We start from the raw sequence: 16553 nt of genomic DNA, 5'->3' as shown, positions 1-16553 counted from the left end.
TTTCGGGATAAGCTCCACGCTTTTCCCGCACTTCCTCGCCATGCTCGAACTCAAGCAACCCGATCTCAGCACCGATCCGCAGGCCCGTCGCGTCGTCAAGGACGAGACCGTCACGGTCGCCTTCGCGGCCGGGGACGGCGAACTGATGAGCCTCGAAGGCCCGAACCGCTACGTGGCGGGCGACGCGCTGATCACCGGCTCGACCGGCGACCGCTGGGTCGTATCGCGCGCGCGCTTCGATCCCAAGTATCTGCCCGCCGATCCGGCACTCGCGCACGGCGAGCCGGGCGCATACCGGAACCGTCCGGCCGTGGTGCTCGCGAAGCGGATGGACGAACCGTTCTCGATCGCACGCTCCGCGAACGGCGACACGCTGCGCGGCGTCGCCGGCGACTGGGTGATGCAGTACGCGCCCGGCGATTACGGTGTGGTGCAGGCGCAGCGTTTCGCGCAGGTCTACCGCGACGCGGGCTGACCGGCCGGCGCGCTGACGGCACCGGCGGCGTCGCTCATGCGAAGTCGTCGTCGAGCGTGAGCGCCTCGTCGCGCGGCACCGCCTGGCCGGCCGCGTGACGTTCCTCGAGCGAGCCGATCGTCGCTTCCACATACGCATGCAGCACCGCATGGCTGCGCGCGCGCTGCATCGGCTTCATCGCGAGATAGCGCGCGAACGCGGCCGGCGCGAAACGCACGTCGAGCGTCATCCGTTTCGGCGTCGCGCCGAAACGCATCGCGACCCAGTGCACGGACAGGAACCGGCCGCGTTCGTCGCTGCTTTCGACAAAACGGGTCTGCTCCGGAAAGAGATCGCAAATCACGCGTGCGAGCGCGTCGAACTCGGCGCTCTGGCATTCGATCAGATAGTCTTCCATCCCACGCCTCCCGTCAGGCTGCCGCACGCGACGGGCGGCACGTCTTCACCAGCACGCCGACCAGCACCGCGGCCAGCACGAAATATACGGCCTCGACCCACGCGGCCGGCAGCATGCGAAGCTGATACAGCATCGCCGGCACGTCGGCGAGCGCGTGCAGCACGATCGCGAGCGGCAGCACGCCGAGCCGGCTGGCACGCACGCCGCGCCACATCAGCACCGACAGCGCGACCTGCAGCACGAACGCCGCGACGCGCTCGAGCAGCAGCAGCGCGATCGACGGCACCGACAGCGTCGCGAGCATCACGTGGATACGCAGCACTGCGTCGCCCGGCAGGCCCGCGAGCGCTGCGTCGAGCTGGCCGCGGTTCGCGAGCCATGCGAGATACACCCACTGCCCCCACACGAGTACGCCGACGAACCACGCTTCCGCTCCGCCGTGCCCGAGCCCGTAGCCGATCGCGCGGCCGTCGCCGCCCGTCACGCCATAGCGGCGGTTCAGGAAACGCATCCCGAGATAGCGGCCGACCTCCTCGAACACGCCGGCCGCGAGCGCCCCGTACGCGATGAACGCGACCGGCTGCGTGAGCCAGCCGCCGGCAGATGCCTGGCTCAGCACGACGCCGTGAAATGCGCGTTCGAGAATCATCGCGAACAGCGTGAAGACCGCGACGCCGACGATCGCATCGCGCCGGTCGAGCGGCAGCGGCTTGCGCAGGTAACGGAAGAGGACGATCGGCAGCAGCGCGATGATCAGCGTGGCGGCGATCAGCACCGCCAGCGTGACGGGAGCGACAGTCATGTATTTCCTTGTTCGGGGCAGCGCACTGGCGCGCTGCGTGCCCCGAATGATACTCAGCTTGCGGTCGACGCGCGCGCGATCAGCTCGCCCGGCAGCATCGCGACGCGCACGTCGCCCGCCGCGCCGTCGATCCGTTCGTGGACGAATTCGACGGCCTTGTAACCGATTTCGTAGGTCGGCTGCCGAATCGTCGTGATGCCGATCAGCTCCGCCCACTCGGGATCGTCGATCGATACGAGCGCCGCTTGCGCCTGCCACGCGGCGCCGAAGCGCGCGCGCAGGTGCCTCGCAATCGCAAGCGCGACCGGCGCGTTCGCGGCGAACAGCGCCGCGCGCGTGCCGCGCTGCGTGGCGGCGTCGACACGCGCGTCGAGTTCCGCGAGTGCGGCAGCGGCCGCGTCGGGCGCATTCAGGTCGAGGACGACGGTCGCCGACGCCGGCCGGCCGTGCGCCGCGAGCGCCGCATGAAACGCCGCTTCGCGCAACCGCCGCGAACTGACGTGCGCGTACGGCTGCACGACGAAATGGATCGCGTCGAAGCCGTGCTCGACCAGGTGGGCGACGCCCATCTCGACCGCGTCGGCATTGTCGAGACCGATCAGGTCGGCCTCGAAGCCCTCGACCGTCCGGTCGACGAGCACCGCCGGAATCCCGCCGCCGCGCAACGGCCTCAGCACGTCTTCCTCCGCGCCGAGCGCGTTGACGATCAGCCCTTCGACACGGTACGTGGTCAGCAGCTGCAGGAAGCGGCGCTCCATCTCGACTTCGTTCGCCGCGTGGCAGATGAGCGGCATGTAGCCGAGCGCGTGGCACGCGGCCTCGACGCCCTGCAGCACTTCGACGGTGTACGGATTGGTCAGGTCGGCCGCGAGCATGCCGAGCAGCCGGTTGCGGCCGCGCTTCAGCCCGCGCGCCATCTGGTTCGGCCGGTAGTTCAGCCGCGCGATCGCCGCTTCGATGCGCTGGCGCAGATCGGCGGACAGCACGTGCGTCTCGCCGTTCAGATAGCGCGATACGCTGGTCTTGCCGGTGCCGGCCTCGCGGGCGACGTCGCTGATCGTTGCGGGACGCGGCGTGGAAGTTTGCGATTCGGTCACTGTCGTGCCTCGCGACGTGCGATCCGCGCCGCTTCGTGAGCGGACGGACCTTTGTTGTTGGTGACGAAAGCCAACTGTCGGACTCTCCTGTCGATCGGCGTCAACGCCTCAGCAATGACGCCGGTCCCATGCATGGTTGTCGGCCAGATATCGACCGGGCTTCGCGCATCAGCGCTTCGTCCGGCCCCACGCTTCCCGCTCCGGTCCCATGCAACGCAGTCGGCCGCGCCGGACCCGGCGCGGATACGCACCGCATCGGAGCCGGCGGCAGCCGTGCCCATGCTTCGATGCGACGAGCGGGCGAGATCATAACGCAGCCGGCGGCCCAGCACCAAGACCATCGACTCTAACCGCCGCTGAAGCCGTTCACGCCGCACGTCCCTGCCCGTTCTGTCGGTTAACCGGCGGCCTCTGCTCAGCCCGCGCGCACCGTGGTCAGCACGTCCGGGTTCACGATGTTCGCGCGCAGCGTGCCCGCCAGCGCGCCGATCAGGTTTTCCGCCGCACAGCGCGCCATCGCGTGCCGCGTTTCGCGCGTTGCGGAACCGATATGCGGCAGTGCAACGACGTTCTTCATCTGCGGCAGCGGCGAATCGGCGGCGAGCGGCTCCTTTTCGAACACGTCGAGGCCCGCGCCGCGAATCGTGCCCGCGCGCAGCGCGTCGATCAGCGCGGCCTCGTCGACGACCGGCCCGCGCGACGCGTTGATCAGGATCGCACCACGCTTCATCTTCGCGAGTTCGGCCGCGCCGATCAAGTGATGGGTGTCGGACGACAGCGGCACCTGCAGGCAGACGAAATCGGACTCGGCGAGCAGCGTGTCGAGCGTCACGCGGCGCGCGCCGTATTGCGCCTCGGCGTCGGCATGCGCGCTGCGGTTCGTGTACAGCACCCGCATCCGGAAACCGAGCGCCGCACGGCGTGCGACCGCTGCGCCGATCCGCCCGAGCCCGACGATGCCGATCGTCTTGCCCTGCACGTCGGTGCCGTACAGGTCCGCTCCGATGCTGCGCTGCCAGTGCCCGGCCTTCACCCATTCCGCGAGCTCGACCACGCGCCGCGCCGATGCGAGGATCAGCGAGAACACGGTGTCGGCGGTCGATTCGGTCAGCACGTCCGGCGTGTGCGCGAGCACGATCCCGCGCCGCGTCAGGTCCGCGACGTCGAAGTTGTCGTAGCCGACCGAGATCGTCGACCACGCCTTCAGCCGCGGCGCGCGATCGAGCATTGCCGGCGGGATCTTGAGGCTCGCGCCGATTGCACCGTCGGCAGTCTCGAGCGCATCCGCGAGCGCCGCGGCGCCGTCAACCTGCACGACGTCGGCATGCTCGCGCAGCATCGCGAGGACGTCGTCGGGCAGCGGCTTGTAGGCGACGATACGAGGCTTCATCGATTCATTTTCCTTGCAGCGGCGCGGCCAGCGGATGCGCATCCTGCGCCTGGGGTTTGACGGACAGCGTGAGGATCACCGCGGCGACGAGCGCCGCGCTCATGAACGCGTACGATGCGACGGGCGAGCCGGTCGCGCCGTTCAGGTAGCCGACGAAATACGAGCCGACGAACGAACCGAGCGCGCCCATGCTGTTGATCAGCGCCATCGCGCCGCCTGCGACGTTCTTCGGCAGCAGTTCCGGCACGATCGCGAAGAACGGGCCGTACGGCGCGTACATAGCGGCGCCCGCAACGACAAGCAGTGCGTACGAGATCCAGAAATGCGACGAGCCGAGCGCATACGAGGCGGCGAACGCGGCCGCGCCGATCAGCAGGAACGGCCACACGAAGCCGCGGCGCGAGCCGACCTTGTCGGATGCCCACGACGCCGCGAGCATCGCGATCGTCGCCGCCAGGTACGGCAGCGCGGACAGCCAGCCGGTCTCGACCATCCCGAGCGCGGAGCCGTTCTTGACGATCGACGGCAGCCACAGCACGAAGCCGTACACGCCGATGCTCCAGCAGAAGTACTGCGCGCACAGCTTGATCACGGCCGGTGAACGGAACGCCTCGCGGTAGTTGCGCATCGGCTTGATCGCCGCCTGCTCGGCCGCGAGCGCCGCTTCGAGGTCGCGCTTTTCCTGGTCGGTGAGCCAGGTCGACTGCGCGGGCTTGTCCTGCACGAGGAACCACCAGCACACGGCCCAGACGATCGCCGGCACGCCTTCGGCGATGAACATGTGGCGCCAGCCGAACTCATGGACGAGATAGCCGGACACGACCGACATCCACAGCACCGTGACCGGGTTGCCGAGGATCAGGAACGTGTTCGCGCGCGAGCGTTCGTTCTTCGTGAACCAGTTGCTGATGTAGATCAGCATCGCCGGCATCACGGCCGCCTCGACGACGCCGAGCACGAAGCGGATCGCCATCAGCGACGGGATGTTGCTGACGACGCCCGTGAGCGCCGCGCACGCGCCCCACAGCACGAGGCTCCAGAACACGAGCGTCTTCACGCTGCGGCGTTCCGCGTAGATCGCGCCGGGAATCTGGAAGAAGAAATAGCCGAGGAAGAACAGCGCGCCGATCAGCGACGACAGGCCCTTGCTGATCCCGAGATCCTGGTTGATCCCGGCCGCCGCCGCGAACCCGTAGTTCGCGCGGTCGAGATAGGCGAGGCTGTAGGTGATGAAGATGATCGGCATGATCATCCACCAGCGACGAGCGGCGAGATTGGCTGCCATGGATGTGTCTCCTGTATCGACCAGAGTTGGCGCTTCAGCGCGTGGTCTGATCCCATGCAAAGCTGTGCATGATGCACAGAATGAGTTCGCGATTGTGCCGTTCTTGGCATCTCATTGCGCGGTGAAGCTTTCCTCTAAGCGATCGGCCCGATTGCTGACGTTTTCGAGCCGGTCGAGCTGCACGCGGGTCGGCAGCCCTTCCGAATCGCCGATCACCTGGATCGCGAGCGCGCCGATCCGGTTGCCGCGCGCGACCGCCTGCTCGACGGCCTTGCCTTCCAGCAGCGCGCTGACGACACCGACCGCGAAACCGTCGCCGGCGCCGACCGTGTCGACGACGTTCGCGACGCGCTCGCCGTCAACCGTGCCTTCGCGGCCGTCGGCGGTCATGTAATACGCACCTTCCGCACCGAGCTTGATCACGACGCCGCGCGCGCCCTGCGCAAGATAGAAGCGTGCGATGTCGGCCGGCGTGTCGTGCCCGGTCAGTTGCCGCCCTTCGGCAAGCCCCGGCAGCACCCAGTCGGCGAGCGCCGCGAGCGCGTTCAGCGTCTTCGCCATCACATCGGCGGACGGCCACAGCGTCGGGCGCAGGTTCGGATCGAACGAGATCGTCTTGCCGGCCGCGCGCATCTCGCGGGCGAGATGAAACGCCAGCTCGCACGACGACGCAGAAATCGCCGGTGCAACGCCCGTCAGGTGCAGGTGGCGCGCGCCGAGCACGTAGTCGGCCACATAGTCGGCGCACGACAGCTGGCTCGCGGCCGAACCCTTGCGGAAATACTCGACGGTCGGATCGCTGCCGTCGTCGTTGCGCGACTTCAGCTGGAAGCCGGTCGGATAGCGCGGATCGACGGTCACGCACGACGCGTCGATGCCTTCGCGCGCGAGCGTGTCGAGCACGTAGCCGCCGAACGAATCGTGGCCCACGCGGCTCAGGTAGCCGACGCGGAAGCCGAGGCGGGACAGGCCGATCGCGACGTTCAGGTCCGCGCCGGCGATCCGCTTCGCGAATTGCGACGCGTGCTTCAGGTGGCCCGGCTCGGCGGCGACGAACATCGCCATCGCTTCGCCGTAGGTGACGACATCGAGTTGCTTGTGCATGAGTGAATTCCTCCGGAACCTTGGCGCTTTGCTTCGCGCTTTCCTTTACGCTTCAGGCGGCTTCGAGCCACGCGACGCGATGACGCGCATCGCCCGCCGGGTCGCCGGCGTCGAACGGAAACTCGATCCCGCGCGGCGCATCCTGCGGCAGCACGGCCAGCACCGCGGCGACGAGCGGATCGTGCGCGGCGGGCGCCACCGCGAAGCGGCGCGCGCCCTCGCCTTCGACAGCCTTGCAGTGAATGTATTCGACATGCGGCGCAAGCGCATGCGCGCAGTCGATCGGCACCTCGCCCGGCCATTCCCAGTTGCCGATGTCGAACGTCATGCCGACTGCGCGGGCCGCGCCCGCCGCATCCAGCGCCGCGAACAGCCCGCGGAACTGCGCGAGCGAGCCGCCGACCGGCAACTGGCCGTTCTCGACGACGACCCGCGCGCGCGCCTGCTGCGACAGCGCGACGATGTCGGCCGCGTGCGCGTCGCCGGCAAAGCCGCCGAGCTGGAACTTCACGAAGCGCGCGCCGAGCGCGTCGGCTTCGGCGAGCGTGTCGCGCAGCGCGTCGGCATCGAGCGCACCCGCGTCGGTGTACAGCGCGGCAGGCGTCGAATAGACCGACCACAGCCCGTGCGCCGCGATGTGCGCACCGAGCGCCGCCAGCGCGTCGTGCGCTGCGTCCGCTTCGGATGCGAACAGCTCGCGCCGTATCTCGAACCCGGCTGCGCCCGCCAGCGCGGCGGTTTCCATGAACGCCCGGTGGCCCTCCTGACGCACCCGGTCCATCCCGAATGCGCTCGCCACGATCACGATGTCTGCCATTTTGCCCTTTATTACCGGAATGGAACCGGTTCCATTTGCGTGAGACGGATGGTGCGCTTCGCTTGGGACGCACGCCATAGAGGAAATCCCTAGGGAACGAAGACGGGAACGCTCATCGCCCCCTCACGCGACATCAAGCGGCGCCCTGCGCAAGGCTCAACGCGAGGAACTGCGCGGCGACCCGCGACGGCGCGCCGCCGTGCGGCACGAGGATCGAGAAATGGCGCGTGAGCGGCGCGGGCGCGAACGGCCGCATCACGAGCGCCGCATCGTCATGCCGCAGCGACATCGCGGACACGAAGCCGACGCCCATTCCGGCCCGCACGGCCTCCTTCACGGCCTCGACGCCGGGGATCTCGAACGCGACACGCATCGGCGCGCCCGCGTGCGCGAACGCGCGCTCGACGAGCTGCCGCACGCCCGAGCCCTCCTCGCGCAGCACGAGCGGATACGGCGCGAGCGCGTCGAGCGTCACGCCGCCTCCGTGCGCCGGTTCCGCGAGCGGATGCCCGGCCGGCACGATCGCGACGATCTCGTCCTCGTGCCACGTATGCACGGCCGTGCCGGGCGGCAGCGCTTCGCCGGGCGGGCCTTCGATCATCGCGATGTCGAGCGACGGCAGCGCGGCGACCACGTCCGCCGTGTTGCCGCTCATCGTCTGGATCGCGACGCGCGGCGCGCACGGCTGGAATTCGGCGATCAGGTACGGCAGCAGATAGCTCGCGGGCGTCGTGCTCGCACCGATCCGCAGCGTGCCGGCCTCGAGCCCGCGCACCGCATCGCGGAACGCGCGCGCCTGCGCGAACGTGTCGCGCAGCGCCTTCGCGTACTGCGCGAGCTGCTCGCCGGCCGGCGTGAGGCGGATGCCGCGGCCGTCGCGCTGGTACAGCGGCTCGCCGAACTCGTCCTGCAGCAGGCGGAGCTGGCCCGACACCGCCGGCTGCGACAGGTGCAGCGCGAGCGCCGCACGGCTGATGTTCAGGTGCTCGGCGACAGCCGCGAAAGTTATCAGTTGATCCGGGGTCATGGGGATGAATTATCGGCTTCCCGGATAGTTTACGTCACAAATCACAATTTTTCATATCGATATAACCAAACTAGGATTAGGGCATTGAAATGACGATCCGATCCGGGTTCCATCATGTCTACCGCTCCGTCCCCTCATCTGAATCACGCCGCGCCGTCGATGCGCGGCCAGTTGAACGGCGTGCTGTTCGTCGCGCTGTTCGCCGCCGCCGTCACGAGCGTGTCGCAACTGCCCGCGGTCGCCGGGCTCGGCCTGTCGCCGCTGATCGTCGGCATCGTCGCAGGCGCGTTTTACGGCAACGCGCTGCGCGACGGCATGCCCGCCAGCTGGGCGGCCGGCGTCAACTTCTCCGCGCGCAAGCTGCTGCGCATCGCGGTCGCATTCTTCGGGCTGCGCGTGAGCCTGCAGGAAATCGCGCAGGTCGGCCTGCCGGGCCTGACCGTGTCGGTGCTGGTGGTCGTCAGCACGCTCGCGATCGGCACCTGGGTCGGCATGAAGGTGATGAAGCTCGACCGCGATTCCGCGCTGCTGACCGCCGCCGGCAGCGCGATCTGCGGCGCGGCCGCGGTGCTCGCGTTCGAATCGACGCTGCAGTCGAAGCCGCACCAGAGCGCGATGGCGGTCGGCAGCGTCGTGCTGTTCGGCACGCTGTCGATGTTCCTGTACCCGATCGCGTACCACGCCGGGCTGCTGAACCTCGATCCGGCCGGCCTCGGCCTGTTCTTCGGCGGCACGATCCACGAGGTCGCGCAGGTGGTCGGCGCGGCGAGCGACGTGAGCCCGCAGGTTGCGCACATCGCGACGATCGTCAAGATGACCCGCGTGATGCTGCTCGTGCCGGTGCTGCTCGTGCTCGGCTGGTGGCTCGCCCGTTCGGCGAAGGCCGCGGCCGACGGCGCGCAAGGCAAGCGCAAGGTCGCGGTGCCGTGGTTCGCGCTCGGCTTCCTCGGCTTCGTGATCGTCAATTCGCTGAACGTGCTGCCGGCCGACGTCACGCACACGCTCAACGTGCTCGACACGTTCGCGCTGACGATGGCGATGACGGCGCTCGGCATCGAGACCCGCGTGTCGCAGATCCGCCAGGCCGGCCCCCGCGCGCTGACGACGGGCCTGATCCTGTACGTATGGCTGATCGTCGGCGGCTACGGCATCACGTGGGCCGTCCAGCACTGGCTTGGCTGAGCCGCACCGCCCCTCCGCGGCACGCGCCGCGCCCGCCGGGAAGGTTCTCCCGCGGGCGCGGCGCAGTGCTATGCTTCGCGTCGTTTTCCATGGTCCCCGCTCAGTCGTGCTCTCGTTCCTGCTGAAGCTGCGCACCCGCGCCCAAACGCTGTTCCGCCTGTCGGACGCCCATACGATGCTGATCTGGTCGGTGATCGTCGGCATCGGCGGCGCGTTCGCCACCATCGCGTTCCGCGAAGGCATCGAGCTGATGCAGCGCGTGATCTCGGGCCACAGCGGCAGCTTCGTCACGATGGCGAAGAGCCTGCCGTGGTACGTGCGTTTCTGGCTGCCGGCCGCGGGCGGCTTTCTTGCCGGCTGCGTGCTGCTGCTCGCGACCCGGGCCGACTCGAAGGCCCGGAAGACCGACTACATGGAAGCGGTCGCGCTCGGCAACGGCGTCGTGCCGGTGCGGCAGAGCCTGTGGCGCAGCGTGTCGTCGCTGCTGACGATCGGCAGCGGCGGCTCGATCGGCCGCGAAGGCCCGATGGTGCAGCTCGCCGCGCTCGCGGCATCGCTCGTCGGCCGCTTCGCGCACTTCGACCCGCCGCGCCTGCGCCTGCTCGTCGCGTGCGGGGCCGCTGCCGGCATCACGTCCGCGTACAACGCGCCGATCGCCGGCGCGTTCTTCGTGTCGGAAATCGTGCTCGGCGCGATCGCGATGGAGAGCTTCGGGCCGATGGTCGTCGCGTCCGTCGTCGCGAACATCACGATGCGCGAATTCGCCGGCTACAAGCCGCCTTATGAAATGCCGGTGTTCCCGGCCGTCGCCGGGCCCGAAGTGCTGCTGTTCGTCGTGCTCGGGCTCCTGTGCGGCGTGCTCGCGCCGCAATTCCTGCACCTGCTCGACGCGTCGAAGAACCAGTTCAAGCGGCTGCCCGTGCCGCTGCCGGTGCGGCTCGCGATCGGCGGCCTGGCCGTCGGCGTGATCTCGGTGTGGGTGCCGGACGTGTGGGGCAACGGCTACAGCGTCGTGAACGACATCCTGCATTCGCCGTGGACCTGGCAGGCGCTCGTCGCGGTGCTCGTGTTCAAGGTGCTCGCGACCGCGGCGACGACCGGCTCCGGCGCAATCGGCGGGGTGTTCACGCCGACGCTGTTCGTCGGCGCGGTGTTCGGCTCGCTGTTCGGGCTTGCGATGAACATGCTGTGGCCCGGTCACACGTCCGCGTACTTCGCGTACGCGATGGTCGGCATGGGCGCGTTCATGGCAGGCGCTACGCAGGCGCCGCTGATGGCGATCCTGATGATCTTCGAGATGACGCTCAGCTACCAGGTCGTGCTGCCGCTGATGGTGTCGTGCGTCGTCGCGTATTTCGTCGCGCGCGCGACCGGCACGACGTCGATGTACGAGATCACGCTGCGCCACCACCAGGATGCGCAGGAACGCCTGCGGATCCGCACCACGCAGATGCGCGAGCTGATCCAGCCGGCGCAGACGGTCGTGCCGCTCACCGCGAGCGTCGCCGACATGACGCGCGTGTTCCTCGAATACCCGGTGAAATACCTGTACGTGACCGACGACGCCGGGCGCTTCCGCGGCGCGGTCGCGCTGAAGGACATCACGTCCGACCTGCTCGACAAGCGCGATACGGCCGACAGGACGGCCGCCCATTACGTGCACACGCCGTTTCCGCTGCTCACGCCCGACATGCCGCTCGGCACCGCGCTCGAGCACTTCATGTGCTTCCAGGGCGAACGGCTGCCGGTGATCGAAAGCGAGGCGGAGCCGACGCTCGCCGGCGTCGTCTACAAGACGTCGCTGCTCGACGCCTACCGGCGGATGACCGGCGAGCGCTGACGCCCGGCCAGGCGTCCCCGGCCAGGCGTCCCCGACTAGGCGCCCCCGACTAGGCGCCCCCGTCACTCCGGCGCGCGCCCCAGCACCACCCGCGCGAAGAAACCCGCGAGCACGGCCTCGGCCGCATCGGCCGACACATGCTGCGGATCGGCCGTGTAGAACGACTGCACGCCGTCGCACAGGCCCATCAGCCCGAGCGCGAGCGTCTCGGCGGGCAACAGCAGCGGCGTGCCCGAACGCTCCGCGAACAGGCGGATGTAGTCGGCCATCTGCTCGCGCTTTTCCTGCAGGAACTGGTTGAAGCTCACGCGGAACTTCGCATCGCGCGCGGCCTGCAGCTTCGCCTCGACCCACAGCAGGTAGCAGCGGTCGTCGCGATGCAGCCGGCTGTAATGCGTGAGTACCGTCGACTCCATCTGCTCGCGCGTGCCGCCGCCGTCGAAGATGGCCTGGAACTCCGCCTGCACGGCCGCATGATCCCGCTCGAGCAGTTCGAGCAACAGCTCCGCCTTGCTGCGGAAATTCGAATAGAACGCGCCGCGCGTGTAACCGGCCTCTGCCGCGACGTCCTCGACGCTCGCGGCGACGAAGCCTTTCGTCAGAAAAATCTCCTGCGCAGCATTCAGCAGACGTTCTCGCGTCTGGTCCTTGCTCTGTTCCCGTGTTAAGCGCGTTGGTTTCATGGCGCGAAGTCTAGCACCAATTTGCTTTCACATTCATCTTTGCATTCAAATACAGGTGTGTATTAGAATCCGCATCAGCATCTGAAAGATCTTGTCCGCGCATCGCTGCGCGCCGTTCAACGCAAGCGCCCGCCGCTTGCCGGCTTCGTTCCGTTGTTTCGTCATCTGGGGGTTTCGTGAATCGCTCCGGTTCCCGCGCTGCGCTGCTGATCGGCGTCGCGCTCTTCGTCGCCGCCTGCCACCCGAAAGACAGCGATCCGCCCGCGCCGCGCCCGGTCGTCGCGCTGCCGGCCCACGCCGACGGCGTCGCGGCCGCCCGCACGCTGCCCGGCGAGATCCAGCCGCGCTACGCGACGCCGCTGTCGTTCCGCATCGCCGGCAAGATCGTCGAGCGCAAGGTGCGGCTCGGCGACACCGTGAAAGCCGGCCAGGTCGTCGCACTGCTCGATCCGTCCGACGTCGAGAAGAACGCCGCGAGTGCGCAGGCGCAGCTCGATGCCGCGTCGCACCGCCTCGCGTTCGCGAAGCAGCAGCTCGACCGCGACCGCGCGCAGGCCCGCGAAAACCTGATCGCGACCGCGCAGCTCGAGCAGACCGAGGACGCCTACGCGTCGGCGCTCGCGCAGCGCGACCAGGCGCAGCAGCAACTCGCGCTCGCGAAGAACCAGCTCCGCTACGCGACGCTCGTCGCCGATCACAACGGCTACATCACGGCCGAGCAGGCCGACACGGGCCAGAACGTGTCCGCCGGGCAGCCCGTCTACCAGCTTGCGTGGGCGGGCGACGTCGACGTCGTCAGCGACGTGCCGGAAGCGGCCCTCGCGTCGCTCGCGCCGGGCCACGCGGCGGCCGTCACGCTGCCGTCGCTGCCGGGCCGGCAGTTCGCCGCGAAGGTGCGCGAAGTCGCGCCGGCCGCCGATCCGCAAAGCCGCACGTACCGCGTGAAGCTGTCGCTCGAACAGCCCGATCCGGCGATCCGCCTCGGGATGACGGCCGACGTCGCGTTCGACGGCGCTGCGGCCGCCGACGGCGCCGCGACCATCACGCTGCCCGCGACCGCGCTGTTCCATGACGGCCAGCAACCGGCCGTGTGGGTCGTGCGCGCGAAGGACGACACGCTCGAGTTGCGCCGCGTCGACGTCGCGCGCTTCAACGAGCGCACCGTCACCGTGTCGCACGGGCTGCAGCCGGGCGAGCGCGTCGTGCTGCAGGGCGTGCACACGGTCAGCGCGGGCGAGAAGGTCCGCGCGATCGCGCCGCTGCATCCGGAGGACTTCGCGTCATGAGCACGGTTCGCGAAGAAGACCGCTTCAACCTGTCCGCATGGGCGCTGCGCCACCAGGCGCTCGTCGCCTACCTGATCGCGCTCGCGACGCTCGCGGGCATCCTCGCGTACACGCGCCTCGCGCAATCCGAAGATCCGCCGTTCACGTTCCGCGTGATGGTGATCCGCACGTTCTGGCCCGGCGCGAGCGCGCGCCAGGTGCAGGAGCAGGTCACCGACCGGATCGGCCGCAAGCTGCAGGAAACGCCGGCGATCGACTTCCTGCGCAGCTACTCGCGCCCCGGCGAATCGCTGATCTTCTTCACGATGAAGGATTCGGCGCCGGTCAAGGACGTGCCCGACACCTGGTACCAGATCCGCAAGAAGGTCGGCGACATCGGCTACACGCTGCCGCCCGGCGTGCAGGGGCCGTTCTTCAACGACGAGTTCGGCGACGTCTACACCAACATCTACACGCTCGAGGGCGACGGCTTCTCGCCCGCGCAGCTGCACGACTACGCGGACCAGCTGCGCACCGTGCTGCTGCGCGTGCCGGGCGTCGGCAAGGTCGACTATTTCGGCGACCCCGACCAGCGGATCTTCATCGAGGTCAACAACGCGCAGCTCACGCGCCTCGGCATCTCGCCGCAGCAGCTCGGGCAGGCGATCAACGCGCAGAACGACGTGTCGTCGGGCGGCGTGCTGACGACCGCCGACGACCGCGTGTTCGTGCGGCCGAGCGGCCAGTTCGACAATGTCGCCGCGATCGCCGATACACTCATCCGCATCAACGGCCGCACGTTCCGGCTCGGCGATCTCGCGACCGTGAAGCGCGGCTATGACGATCCGCCCGTCACGCAGATGCGGAGCACCGGCCGTGCCGTGCTCGGCATCGGCATCACGATGCAGCCGGGCGGCGACGTGATCCGGCTCGGCAAGGCGCTCGACGCCCAATCGCAGGCACTGCAGGCGCGGCTGCCCGCCGGGCTCAAGCTGACCGAGGTGTCGAGCATGCCGCACGCGGTGTCGCACTCGGTCGATGACTTCCTCGAGGCCGTCGCCGAAGCGGTCGCGATCGTGCTGGTGGTGAGCCTCGTGTCGCTCGGCCTGCGCACCGGGATGGTCGTCGTGATCTCGATTCCCGTGGTGCTCGCCGTCACCGCCCTCTTCATGTACCTGTTCGACATCGGCCTGCACAAGGTGTCGCTCGGCACGCTGGTGCTCGCGCTCGGCCTGCTCGTCGACGACGCGATCATCGCGGTCGAGATGATGGCCGTGAAGCTCGAGCAGGGCTACAGCCGCGCGCGCGCCGCCGCGTTCGCGTACACGAGCACCGCGTTCCCGATGCTGACGGGCACGCTCGTCACGGTGTCGGGCTTCCTGCCGATCGCACTCGCGAAGTCGAGCACCGGCGAGTACACGCGCTCGATCTTCGAGGTGTCGGCGATCGCGCTGATCGCGTCGTGGTTCGCGGCGGTCGTGCTGATCCCGCTGCTGGGCTTCCACATGCTGCCCGAGCGCAAGAAGCACGCGCACGAGGCGCACCTGCCCGACGACCACGAACACGACATCTACGACACGCGCTTCTACACGCGGCTGCGCGGCTGGATCCACTGGTGCATCGAGCGGCGCTTCGTCGTGCTCTCGATCACCGGCGCGCTGTTCGTCGTGTCGCTGATGGGCTTCTCGCTCGTGCCGCAGCAGTTCTTCCCGAGCTCGGACCGGCCCGAACTGCTGGTCGACCTGCGGCTGCCCGAAGGCGCGTCGTTCGCGGCGACGCTGCGCGAGACCGAGCGCCTCGAGAAGGCGATCGACAAGCGCCCGGAAATCGATCACTCGGTGAATTTCGTCGGCAGCGGCGCGCCGCGCTTCTACCTGCCGCTCGACCAGCAGCTGCAGTTGCCGAACTTCGCACAGTTCGTGATCACCGCGAAATCCGTCAAGGATCGCGAGAAGCTCGCAAGCTGGCTCGAAACCACGCGGCGCGACCGCTTCCCGGCCGTGCGCTGGCGCCTGTCGCGGCTCGAGAACGGGCCGCCCGTCGGCTATCCGGTGCAGTTCCGCGTGAGCGGCGACGACATCGCGACCGTGCGCGGCATTGCCGAAAAAGTCGCGGCGACGATGCGCGGCGACGAGCGCACGGTAAACGTCCAGTTCGACTGGGACGAGCCGGCCGAGCGCTCGGTGCGCTTCGCGCTCGACCAGAAGAAGGCGCGCGAGCTGAACGTGACGTCGCAGGACGTGTCGAGCTTCCTCGCGATGACGCTGTCGGGCACGACGGTCACGCAGTATCGCGAGCGCGACAAGCTGATCGCGGTCGACCTGCGCGCGCCGCAGGCCGACCGCGTCGATCCCGCGAAGCTCGCCGGCCTCGCGCTGCCGACGCCGAACGGCCCGGTGCCGCTCGGCTCGCTCGGCCGCTTCACGCCGACGCTCGAATACGGCGTCGTGTGGGAGCGCGATCGCCAGCCGACGATCACCGTGCAGTCGGACGTGCGCACCGGCGCGCAGGGCATCGACGTCACGCACGCGATCGACGGCAAGCTGAATGCGCTGCGCGCGCAGTTGCCGGTCGGCTATCAGATCAACATCGGCGGCTCGGTCGAGGAAAGCGCGAAGGCGCAGACGTCGATCAACGCGCAGATGCCGCTGATGGCGATCGCCGTGTTCACGCTGCTGATGATCCAGCTGCAGAGCTTCTCGCGCGTGCTGATGGTCGTGCTGACCGCGCCGCTCGGGTTGATCGGCGTCGTCGGCACGCTGCTGCTGTTCGGCCAGCCGTTCGGCTTCGTCGCGATGCTCGGCGTGATCGCGATGTTCGGGATCATCATGCGCAACTCGGTGATCCTCGTCGACCAGATCGAGCAGGACATCGCGGCCGGCCACGGACGCTTCGACGCGATCGTCGGCGCGACCGTGCGGCGCTTCCGGCCGATCACGCTGACGGCCGCAGCCGCGGTGCTCGCGCTGATCCCGCTGCTGCGCTCGAACTTCTTCGGGCCGATGGCGACCGCGCTGATGGGCGGCATCACGAGCGCGACCGTGCTGACGCTGTTCTACCTGCCGGCGCTGTACGCCACGTGGTTCCGCGTGAAGAGCAGCGAGCGCGATCCGCGGGGCGGTCATCCGCCGGGCGACGGTGGTCCGTCCGGCGGCACCATGCCGCCTGCCACGCCGTCGGGAGCCTGAT

General features: G+C 68.8%; 15 protein-coding genes. 5 read left to right on the top strand and 10 right to left on the bottom strand.

Annotated features, from left to right (window positions below):
• Positions 1-40: 40 nt before the first annotated feature.
• Positions 41-475 (top strand): PGDYG domain-containing protein, encoded by a 435-nt coding sequence (locus ACV229_RS32875; RefSeq protein WP_448087259.1) that lies wholly within the window; start codon positions 41-43, stop codon positions 473-475.
• A gap of 34 nt (positions 476-509) precedes the next feature.
• On the opposite strand, the gene ACV229_RS32870 is transcribed toward ACV229_RS32875, so the two are convergent.
• From ACV229_RS32870 to ACV229_RS32830, 9 genes are all read right to left on the bottom strand, one after another.
• Complete coding sequence (locus ACV229_RS32870) at positions 510-872, bottom strand: DUF3022 domain-containing protein (RefSeq protein WP_448087258.1); 363 nt, start codon at positions 870-872, stop codon at positions 510-512.
• Between the two features lie 13 nt (positions 873-885).
• Positions 886-1674, bottom strand: coding sequence for a YhfC family intramembrane metalloprotease (locus ACV229_RS32865; RefSeq protein ID WP_448087257.1), 789 nt, complete (start codon positions 1672-1674; stop codon positions 886-888).
• 53 nt (positions 1675-1727) lie between these two features.
• Positions 1728-2771 (bottom strand): LacI family DNA-binding transcriptional regulator, encoded by a 1044-nt coding sequence (locus ACV229_RS32860; RefSeq protein WP_448087256.1) that lies wholly within the window; start codon positions 2769-2771, stop codon positions 1728-1730.
• Positions 2768-3112, bottom strand: coding sequence for a hypothetical protein (locus ACV229_RS32855; RefSeq protein ID WP_448087255.1), 345 nt, complete (start codon positions 3110-3112; stop codon positions 2768-2770). Before ACV229_RS32855 ends, ACV229_RS32860 begins: the two co-directional genes overlap by 4 nt.
• A 74-nt stretch (positions 3113-3186) precedes the next feature.
• On the bottom strand, positions 3187-4161 hold the full coding sequence (locus tag ACV229_RS32850; protein ID WP_448087254.1) for an NAD(P)-dependent oxidoreductase: 975 nt from the start codon (positions 4159-4161) through the stop codon (positions 3187-3189).
• A gap of 4 nt (positions 4162-4165) precedes the next feature.
• Entirely contained in the window at positions 4166-5446 is a 1281-nt protein-coding gene (locus tag ACV229_RS32845; RefSeq protein WP_448087253.1) for an MFS transporter, read from the bottom strand.
• Between the two features lie 111 nt (positions 5447-5557).
• Complete coding sequence (locus ACV229_RS32840) at positions 5558-6550, bottom strand: sugar kinase (protein WP_448087252.1); 993 nt, start codon at positions 6548-6550, stop codon at positions 5558-5560.
• A gap of 52 nt (positions 6551-6602) precedes the next feature.
• A complete protein-coding gene (locus ACV229_RS32835) occupies positions 6603-7367 on the bottom strand; it encodes a sugar phosphate isomerase/epimerase (protein WP_448087251.1) in 765 nt (254 codons plus the stop codon).
• A gap of 133 nt (positions 7368-7500) precedes the next feature.
• Complete coding sequence (locus ACV229_RS32830) at positions 7501-8394, bottom strand: LysR family transcriptional regulator (protein ID WP_448087250.1); 894 nt, start codon at positions 8392-8394, stop codon at positions 7501-7503.
• 114 nt (positions 8395-8508) lie between these two features.
• Between ACV229_RS32830 and ACV229_RS32825 the strand changes: the two genes are divergently transcribed.
• Both ACV229_RS32825 and ACV229_RS32820 read left to right on the top strand, forming a co-directional pair.
• Complete coding sequence (locus ACV229_RS32825; protein ID WP_448087249.1) at positions 8509-9576, top strand: YeiH family protein; 1068 nt, start codon at positions 8509-8511, stop codon at positions 9574-9576.
• A 106-nt stretch (positions 9577-9682) separates the two neighbouring features.
• On the top strand, positions 9683-11416 hold the full coding sequence (locus ACV229_RS32820; protein WP_448087248.1) for a ClcB-like voltage-gated chloride channel protein: 1734 nt from the start codon (positions 9683-9685) through the stop codon (positions 11414-11416).
• A 62-nt stretch (positions 11417-11478) separates the two neighbouring features.
• On the opposite strand, the gene ACV229_RS32815 is transcribed toward ACV229_RS32820, so the two are convergent.
• Positions 11479-12099, bottom strand: a complete 621-nt coding sequence (locus tag ACV229_RS32815; RefSeq protein ID WP_448087247.1) for a TetR/AcrR family transcriptional regulator — start codon at positions 12097-12099, stop codon at positions 11479-11481.
• A gap of 176 nt (positions 12100-12275) precedes the next feature.
• On the opposite strand from ACV229_RS32815, the gene ACV229_RS32810 reads away from it, so the two are divergent.
• Together ACV229_RS32810 and ACV229_RS32805 are read left to right on the top strand one after the other, a co-directional pair.
• Complete coding sequence (locus tag ACV229_RS32810) at positions 12276-13385, top strand: efflux RND transporter periplasmic adaptor subunit (protein WP_448087246.1); 1110 nt, start codon at positions 12276-12278, stop codon at positions 13383-13385.
• Complete coding sequence (locus tag ACV229_RS32805; protein WP_448087245.1) at positions 13382-16552, top strand: efflux RND transporter permease subunit; 3171 nt, start codon at positions 13382-13384, stop codon at positions 16550-16552. Before ACV229_RS32810 ends, ACV229_RS32805 begins: the two co-directional genes overlap by 4 nt.
• Position 16553 lies beyond the last annotated feature (1 nt).

Source organism: Burkholderia sp. MR1-5-21 (assembly GCF_053427715.1).
This window is presented reverse-complemented; position numbering and strand designations above follow the sequence as displayed.